Source organism: Pantoea stewartii subsp. stewartii, from assembly GCF_008801695.1.
GTDB classification, from domain to species: domain Bacteria; phylum Pseudomonadota; class Gammaproteobacteria; order Enterobacterales; family Enterobacteriaceae; genus Pantoea; species Pantoea stewartii.
The window spans coordinates 1-8,470 of record NZ_VZPF01000122.1 but is presented as its reverse complement, the minus strand read 5'-3'; the positions used below and the strand labels follow the sequence as shown (position 1 = coordinate 8,470).

The following is an 8,470-nucleotide window of genomic DNA, read 5'->3' as shown; positions in this document are numbered from 1 at the left end:
ATGTCGAACGGTTGTGGCAGGCGCTTCATGAGACAATAACCCGAAATCACCAGTGCAGTTCAATGTGGCAACTGTTGAAAAAGGTCCATCACTTTATGAATACCGTCAGCCCATTCCCCGGGGGAAAACATGGGCTGGCTAAAGTGTAGCGGTATTAGGATCAGTTATTTAGTTCATCAGCTCGCCTAACGATCTTGAGCCTGTTAGCACCAAAATCTATATCCCTTATTCTAATATTGAGTAACTCACCACCACGTATGCCCAAATAATAAAGAAGCAATATCATAAGACGATTACGTCGTTGCACAGGCTTTGTTGAATAATAGGTAATCATTCTGTTTTGTCTGCACTGTTTTGGTAGAAAACGCTGATGCCAGACAGAACACCGTCATACGCAAGCATGTAATGCATTGATTTTATGTTATCTGAAACAACCGTTTTCATAGTACCACAGCATAAAATCCATTTATTCAACAAAGCCTATAATTATGTCAAAATTCTGTGGTGTTACATGGACAAGAACTTCAGTGTTAATGCATTTGTAATAGATAGTGGAGAGCGCTACTGTTTAGTGGTGGATCGTTCTTCTAACCTTCCCGAGTATTACACCAATCTATTTCTCACAACTCAGATGCGTAATCGGGGGGATGCTTTTGCAACTATGGTGGCCGCAGCCGGCAACTTAGTTCTACTATTGCACTTTCTTAAGTGCCGTAATATTTGCCTTGAGCAGAGATTTTTGAATTTGGAATTCCTCAAGGCGAATGAGTTGGATGATTTAAGAGATTTTTCTCAGCGCAGGCAAGAAAAAAGGTTATTAATGGTACTTCCCGACCCATGTCATGCCCAAGAAAATATTCTAAAGTCTACTGAAACTGTTAATAATGGAACGCAATACTCTCGACTGACAACATTTGCTACCTATCTTCGTTGGTTTGCGATGCATATCTTAAATACTACTAATCAGGATAGGCTTTGTTGAATAAATGGATTTTATGCTGTGGTACTATGAAAACGGTTGTTTCAGATAACATAAAATCAATGCGTTACATGCTTGCGTATGACGGTGTTCTGTCTGGCATCAGCGTTTTCTACCAAAACAGTGCAGACAAAACAGAATGATTACCTATTATTCAACAAAGCCATAATTATAAGGTAGTCAATATCCTAAAAACTTCAAAAAATAATTTTTACTTTTTCCAATAATGTAAATAAAAAAATCCCTGTAATAACAGGGATATATGATTTATTATTTTACTAAATAATGGCAGGTAAATGTCAGAACGGAATGTCGTCGTCAAAATCCATCGGCGGTTCGTTATTGTTGCTGGCCGGAGCGCTGGGCTGCTGCTGCGGACGAGACTGTGCGCCGCCGCTGAACTGGTTGTTATTGCCCTGCTGCGGTTGCTGAGGCTGGCCCCAACCGTTGTTGTTGCCCTGACCGCCGCCTGCTGGCGCGTTACCGCCCTGCTGACGTCCACCCAGCATCTGCATGGTGCCGCCCACGTTGACAACCACCTCCGTGGTGTAACGTTCCTGACCGCCCTGATCCTGCCATTTACGGGTGCGCAGCTGGCCTTCAATATACACCTGAGAACCTTTACGCAGGTATTCGCCCGCCACTTCCGCCAGTTTGCCAAACAGCACGACACGGTGCCATTCGGTGATCTCTTTATTTTCACCGGTCTGCTTGTCGCGCCAGCTCTCAGAGGTAGCCAGCGTAATGTTGGCGACAGCGCCACCATTTGGCATGTAACGAACTTCCGGATCCTGACCCAGATTCCCGACAAGAATCACTTTGTTAACGCCACGACTGGCCATGTTGCTGTCTCCCGATGAATGATTACGTCAACTCTAAACGATCAATTCTAACACGTCCCGCGCCTGGTTTCCCAGTTTCGAGCGGTGTTCCATTTTTAATCATTCGCCGGAAAAAAGCAAAAAACTACTGGATATTTATTCAGTCTATTTTTTGTGCCATAATGATGCGTTTATTCTGGCCGTGTCACAGGGCGCGGTGAGTGCAGCTAATCCGGGAAAGGTGAATGGATAAGATCGAAGTTCGTGGTGCCCGCACCCATAATTTGAAAAACATCAACCTGACCATCCCTCGCGACAAACTCATTGTGGTTACTGGCCTTTCCGGGTCCGGTAAATCCTCTTTGGCGTTTGATACGCTGTATGCGGAAGGTCAACGCCGCTATGTGGAGTCGCTCTCTGCCTATGCGCGCCAGTTTCTGTCTTTGATGGAGAAGCCTGACGTCGATCATATTGAGGGTTTGTCGCCGGCCATCTCCATTGAGCAAAAGTCGACCTCGCATAATCCGCGATCGACGGTAGGCACGATTACGGAGATTCACGATTATCTGCGCCTGCTGTTTGCCCGCGTGGGTGAACCGCGCTGCCCGGACCATGATGTCCCGCTGGCTGCTCAGACAGTGAGCCAGATGGTCGATCAGGTGCTTGAACAGCCCGAAGGCCGTCGTCTGATGCTGCTGGCACCGGTCGTGAAAGATCGCAAAGGTGAACATACCAAAACGCTGGAAAACCTGGCGACGCAGGGCTACATCCGCGCCCGGATCGACGGCGAAGTGTGCGATCTTTCCGATCCCCCTAAGCTGGAACTGCAGAAAAAACACACCATTGAAGTGGTTATCGATCGCTTTAAAGTCCGCGATGATCTGGCGACACGCCTGGCGGAATCCTTTGAAACGGCGCTGGAACTCTCTGGCGGTACCGCGATTGTGGCCGATATGGACGACAGCGCGGCAGAAGAGTTGCTCTTCTCCGCGAACTTTGCCTGTCCGGTTTGCGGATACAGCATGAGTGAGCTGGAACCGCGCCTGTTTTCGTTTAACAACCCCGCCGGTGCCTGCCCGACCTGTGACGGTCTGGGTGTGCAGCAATATTTCGATCCCGATCGCGTAGTGCAAAATGCAGAGCTGTCGCTGGCTGGCGGCGCCATCCGTGGCTGGGACCGTCGTAACTTCTATTACTTCCAGATGCTGCGCTCACTCGCCGATCATCTCGACTTCGATATAGAAGCGCCGTTTAACAGCCTCAAGGACAGCGTGCAGAAAGTCATTCTGTACGGTTCCGGCAAAGAAACGATTGAATTTAAATATATTAATGACCGTGGCGACACCTCCGTGCGCCGCCATCCGTTCGAAGGCGTGCTGAACAATATGGAGCGCCGTTATAAAGAGACGGAATCCTCAGCGGTACGCGAAGAACTGGCGAAATTTATCAGCAATCGCGCCTGCGCCAGCTGTGAAGGCACGCGTCTGCGTCGTGAAGCGCGCCACGTCTATGTCGAAAACACCACGCTGCCGACCATTTCAGACATGAGCATCGGTCATGCCATGGCGTTTTTTGAAAATCTGAAACTCAGTGGTCAGCGGGCTAAAATCGCGGAAAAAGTGCTGAAAGAGATCGGCGATCGCCTGAGTTTTCTGGTCAATGTCGGCCTGAACTACCTGTCGATGTCGCGTTCTGCAGAAACATTGTCGGGCGGTGAAGCCCAGCGCATCCGTCTGGCAAGCCAGATTGGCGCCGGTCTGGTCGGCGTGATGTACGTACTGGATGAACCGTCAATCGGCCTGCACCAGCGCGATAACGAGCGCCTGCTGGGCACGCTGATTCACCTGCGCGATCTGGGTAATACCGTGATTGTGGTCGAGCACGATGAAGACGCGATTCGCGCCGCCGACCACGTGATCGATATCGGTCCCGGCGCGGGCGTGCACGGCGGCGCTATCGTCGCGGAAGGTACGGTTGAGCAGATTATGGCGGAAGAAGCTTCGCTGACCGGCCAGTTCCTCAGCGGCAAACGCGAAATCGCCGTGCCTGAAACGCGCGTGAAGGGCGATCCCTCGAAGGTCCTGAAAATTACGGGTGCGCGCGGTAACAACCTGAAGGACGTCACCTTAACGCTGCCTGTTGGCCTGTTTACCTGCATCACCGGCGTGTCCGGGTCAGGCAAGTCGACGCTGATCAACGATACGCTGTTCCCGATTGCCCAGCGCGCGCTGAACGGGGCCACCATTGCTGAGCCAGCACCGTATCGCGATGTCGCCGGTCTGGAGCACTTCGATAAAGTCATCGATATCGACCAGAGCCCTATCGGCCGCACGCCGCGCTCTAACCCGGCCACCTACACCGGTATTTTTACGCCGGTTCGTGAGCTGTTTGCCGGCGTGCCTGAATCACGTTCACGTGGTTATAACCCAGGCCGTTTCAGCTTTAACGTGCGTGGCGGACGTTGTGAGGCCTGTCAGGGCGACGGCGTGCTAAAAGTAGAAATGCACTTCCTGCCGGATATTTATGTGCCGTGCGATCAGTGCAAAGGCAAACGCTATAACCGTGAAACGCTGGAGATTAAATACAAAGGCAAAAGCATTCACGAAGTGCTGGAAATGACGATCGAGGAAGCGCGTGAGTTCTTTGATGCCGTTCCTGCCCTGGCGCGTAAGCTGCAAACGCTGATGGACGTTGGATTGTCCTATATCCGCCTGGGTCAGTCGGCCACCACCCTGTCCGGTGGTGAAGCGCAGCGCGTCAAGCTGGCGCGTGAGCTGTCGAAGCGCGGCACGGGACAGACGTTGTATATTCTGGATGAGCCCACCACCGGGTTACATTTTGCCGATATCCAGCAACTGCTCGAAGTGCTGCATCAACTGCGCGATCAGGGCAACACCATCGTGGTCATTGAGCACAACCTCGACGTCGTGAAAACGGCGGACTGGATTGTCGACCTGGGGCCGGAAGGCGGCAGTGGCGGCGGTGAAATTCTGGTGGCAGGCACGCCAGAAACCGTGTCCGAATGTGAAAAATCACATACGGCCCGCTTCCTTAAACCCTTGTTGAAAAAATAAAATTGCAGGCCCGCATCACGCGGGCCTTCTTACAGGGATTGCACAATTTACCGGCTTTGTTGAATAGTAGGTAATCATTCTGTTTTGTCTGCACTGTTTTGGTAGAAAACGCTGATGCCAGACAGAACACCGTCATACGCAAGCATGTAACGCATTGATTTTATGTTATCTGAAACAACCGTTTTCATAGTACCACAGCATAAAATCCATTTATTCAACAAAGCCCAATTTACCCTGAAAAATGCAGGATCAGGCAAGATTCAGACACATATAGGCATATACGCTTTTCTCTCCCCTGACTATCCTTAATTCGTTCCCCTTTGGTACGCCCCTGGCGTCACCTTCTTGCTGCGCGCGTTATGCTGCGGCGTTGTTCGAAAAATCACGACACACTTTAACTGGAGACACCATGAACATTACCCATGCGTATGCTGCTCAGGATGCAAAGTCCAAACTGGCACCGTTTGATTTCAAACCGCGTGAGCTTCGTGCTCATGACGTACAGCTTGACGTGCTGTTTTGTGGCGTTTGTCATTCTGACTTGCATCAGGCGCGCAATGAGTGGAAAAACACCATTTTTCCTGTGGTTCCGGGACACGAGATTGTTGGCCGCGTGACCGCAGTCGGCCCCGAGACGCAGAAGTACAAAGTCGGCGACCTGGTCGGCGTTGGCTGTATGGTTGATTCCTGCCGCAGCTGCCCAAGTTGTCAGGAAGGCCTGGAGCAGTACTGTGAAAATGGCTTTGTCGGCACGTATAACGGTCAGGATCGCCAGACAGGGGCTATCACCTACGGTGGTTACTCCACCTCTATGGTAGTGGATGAAAGCTTTGTGCTGCGCGTTCCAGAAAACCTGGAGCTGGCCGGTGTGGCACCGCTGCTGTGTGCCGGTATCACCACCTATTCACCGCTGCGTCACTGGAATGTCGGCCCGGGTAAAAAAGTCGGGATCGTGGGGCTGGGTGGCCTGGGGCACATGGGCGTAAAAATTGCTCACGCGATGGGCGCGCATGTCGTGTTATTCACCACCTCACCGTCAAAAATCGAAGACGGAAAACGTCTGGGCGCAGACGAAGTGGTCATTTCGAAAGATGCCGACCAGATGGCGCAACATGCCAACAGTTTTGACTTCATTCTTAACACAGTGGCGGCGCAACACGACCTTAATCCGTTTATCACCTTGCTGAAGCGTGACGGCAATATGACTCTGGTCGGCGCGCCTGAACACGATCATCCCGCGCCACAGGTTTTCAATTTGATCTTTAAACGCCGCAGCATCGCTGGCTCGCTGATTGGCGGTATCGCTGAAACCCAGGAGATGCTGGATTTCTGTGGCAAACACGGCATCACGTCAGATATTGAGCTGATCGCCATGGATCAGATCAACGAGGCTTACGAACGTATGCTGAAGAGCGATGTAAAATATCGCTTTGTCATTGATATCGATACGCTGCGTAAAAACGCGGTGGCATAATCCTGTCCTGTGCCCTTTCCCACGCCGGGAAAGGGCCGTTACCGCCCGGTATCTGCCTGCTGAAAAGAGGCATCCACCAGATAGTAAATTTGCGAATCTTTCAGCGTGCCGTCTAAAAACAGCGTGTTCCAGTGTGATTTATTCAGATGTTCACTGGGAAACACATCGCTGTGCTCATCCCGCATCAGTTCAGCCAGCGCGGGCGAGGATTTGAGCGACACCGCCGGACGCCCTTTGACTTCATGCACCATGGCAAACAGCACGCCGTTGCTCTTGATCTGCGTAGCTTTCCAGTCGCTGTGAACGCTCTGCTCTGCGCCGGGTTTGCTCATGCAGTACGTCAGTAAGTCCGAATTATTCATACTCATTCCCCTTGTAAGGTCGCCACAATACGTCGGGCTCCGCAATGAATACGATGTTCCCCCAGCCAAATGCCCTGCCAGGTGCCCAGTACCAGCTGTCCACGCTGCACCGGTAGCATCAGTGAAACGCCCAGCGTGGACGACTTAATGTGGGCGGGCATGTCGTCACGGCCTTCGTAATCGTGTTGATAAGGAGCCGCTTCCGGGACATGGCGCATAAAGTGTTGTTCCATGTCGCTCCGCACTGTCGGATCGCAGTTTTCATTCAGCGTCAGTGAGGCCGACGTATGCTGCAACAGCAAATGGAGTAATCCGGTGTGGATATCACGGAGTGCGGGCAACTGTTGCACAATCTCTTCCGTTACGAGGTGAAAACCTCGCGATTTTGCGCTTAAGGTCAACGTTTGTTGATACCACATACTTTTTTCGGCTTTGTTGAATAAATGGATTTTATGCTGTGGTACTATGAAAACGGTTGTTTCAGATAACATAAAATCAATGCATTACATGCTTGCGTATGACGGTGTTCTGTCTGGCATCAGCGTTTTCTACCAAAACAGTGCAGACAAAACAGAATGATTACCTATTATTCAACAAAGCCACCGTGACACCGTATTGTTCCAGATAATACTGTTGGCCCCCCAAAGAGAGCGGAGGTAGTCGACCCCAAATGCCATACTTCCGTTGACTTAATCATGTTATTGCTCAAGGGAAGCATTATGTGTATATGAAGCAAAAACGACAGGGAACACTATTAATGTCTCATCATGAAAGATGATTTCTAAAATGGAAGAAATCAAACAATTAATGCTGAGCTACGCGAGAGCATGAAAAAACTTGGGGCAATCACCGAATAAGCCGCCGGCAGACTGATGCTAAGGCCGTACAGTCAGGAACCTCCATCGGAGATGAATACATCCATGTGCTTATCGGACATAAGTCAACACAGGACTGAAATATGGCTTTCGCCTGCTTCGCGATGCTGTTGCAGTCATACCCGGCCACGACGCTGGCCGGGTATTTACTATCAGGATTACCGCCAGTCGTCTTCGTCGTACTCCACGTCAGCGTCTGTCGGGTTGGCTTCAAGATCGTCTGAATCCATACTGAGTCGATACTCGCTACTGTGCTGGCGCAGGTTGATACCAAAATCAGTAATGGAGTGGTTCATTTCCTCGGCTTCTGCCAGCACATCAAAGCCATATTCGCTGTTGAAGTAGATGTACAGACCCCGGTAAGCACGATCTCCGTCATAGTTACGCGTTCCTGATTCCTCAAGGCCAAACTCAGAGGCTCTGATGTCAAGGACCTCAATCTCTTCGCCATTTTTGTCATACACTTCAATGGTCACGCTTCCTGAAAGATTCATACATACCCCCTCTGGTAATGGTCAATTTTATGGTTAAGCTTCGACTGAAGAATTTCGCGTTCGGGTAACAGGATTGCGTCCAGTTCATCTAGGAAGGATTCCATCTGGTCATAATCCAGTCGCAGGAGTTTATGCATAAATTTTGTCCGGTATTCCCATGAGTTTTTACGATTTTCGCAGTAAGAATCCTTCTGCACATTGATGTCAGTTTCATCCCCTTCGTAGCAGCACAGTGCACCAAAAATATTGCCCATGTACTTTGTCGGCTTTGTTGAATAAATCGAACTTTTGCTGAGTTGCAGGATCAGATCACGCATAATCCTGATAATGCAGGCAGTTCCGTGGCTAAGCAGAAATTCAAAATCACCAACTGGTGCAACTACAACAAGGC

General features: G+C 50.4%; 8 protein-coding genes and 2 pseudogenes. 4 read left to right on the top strand and 6 right to left on the bottom strand.

Going from position 1 to position 8,470, the window contains the following annotated elements:
- A pseudogene (locus F7Q90_RS23650) lies at positions 1–149 on the top strand (IS630 family transposase); the annotation flags it as partial.
- Positions 150–163: 14 nt separating this feature from the next.
- Here F7Q90_RS23650 and F7Q90_RS23645 read toward each other — a convergent pair.
- Positions 164–307: pseudogene (locus F7Q90_RS23645) on the bottom strand (tyrosine-type recombinase/integrase); the annotation flags it as partial.
- A gap of 204 nt (positions 308–511) precedes the next feature.
- Here F7Q90_RS23645 and F7Q90_RS23640 point away from each other — a divergent pair.
- Positions 512–982: a hypothetical protein gene (locus tag F7Q90_RS23640; RefSeq protein ID WP_044242942.1), complete on the top strand. Its 471-nt coding sequence runs from the start codon at positions 512–514 to the stop codon at positions 980–982.
- Between the two features lie 296 nt (positions 983–1,278).
- Here F7Q90_RS23640 and ssb1 read toward each other — a convergent pair whose 3' ends face one another.
- Complete coding sequence (ssb1, locus tag F7Q90_RS23635) at positions 1,279–1,821, bottom strand: single-stranded DNA-binding protein SSB1 (RefSeq protein ID WP_006121517.1); 543 nt, start codon at positions 1,819–1,821, stop codon at positions 1,279–1,281.
- 224 nt (positions 1,822–2,045) lie between these two features.
- Between ssb1 and uvrA the strand changes: the two genes are divergently transcribed.
- Both uvrA and F7Q90_RS23620 read left to right on the top strand, forming a co-directional pair.
- Positions 2,046–4,874: an excinuclease ABC subunit UvrA gene (gene uvrA / locus F7Q90_RS23630; protein WP_006121518.1), complete on the top strand. Its 2,829-nt coding sequence runs from the start codon at positions 2,046–2,048 to the stop codon at positions 4,872–4,874.
- Between the two features lie 409 nt (positions 4,875–5,283).
- Positions 5,284–6,348, top strand: coding sequence for an NAD(P)-dependent alcohol dehydrogenase (locus F7Q90_RS23620; RefSeq protein ID WP_006121519.1), 1,065 nt, complete (start codon positions 5,284–5,286; stop codon positions 6,346–6,348).
- 38 nt (positions 6,349–6,386) lie between these two features.
- Here F7Q90_RS23620 and F7Q90_RS23615 read toward each other — a convergent pair whose 3' ends face one another.
- The 4 genes from F7Q90_RS23615 to F7Q90_RS28170 all read right to left on the bottom strand — a co-directional run.
- Positions 6,387–6,710, bottom strand: coding sequence for an MmcQ/YjbR family DNA-binding protein (locus tag F7Q90_RS23615; protein ID WP_006121520.1), 324 nt, complete (start codon positions 6,708–6,710; stop codon positions 6,387–6,389).
- A 2-nt stretch (positions 6,711–6,712) separates the two neighbouring features.
- Positions 6,713–7,129: a secondary thiamine-phosphate synthase enzyme YjbQ gene (locus F7Q90_RS23610; protein WP_006121521.1), complete on the bottom strand. Its 417-nt coding sequence runs from the start codon at positions 7,127–7,129 to the stop codon at positions 6,713–6,715.
- A gap of 614 nt (positions 7,130–7,743) precedes the next feature.
- Entirely contained in the window at positions 7,744–8,079 is a 336-nt protein-coding gene (locus F7Q90_RS23605; protein ID WP_006121522.1) for a hypothetical protein, read from the bottom strand.
- A partial coding sequence (locus F7Q90_RS28170; RefSeq protein ID WP_211369704.1) for a hypothetical protein occupies positions 8,076–8,470 on the bottom strand: 395 nt, incomplete at its 5' end. The genes F7Q90_RS23605 and F7Q90_RS28170, both read right to left, overlap by 4 nt.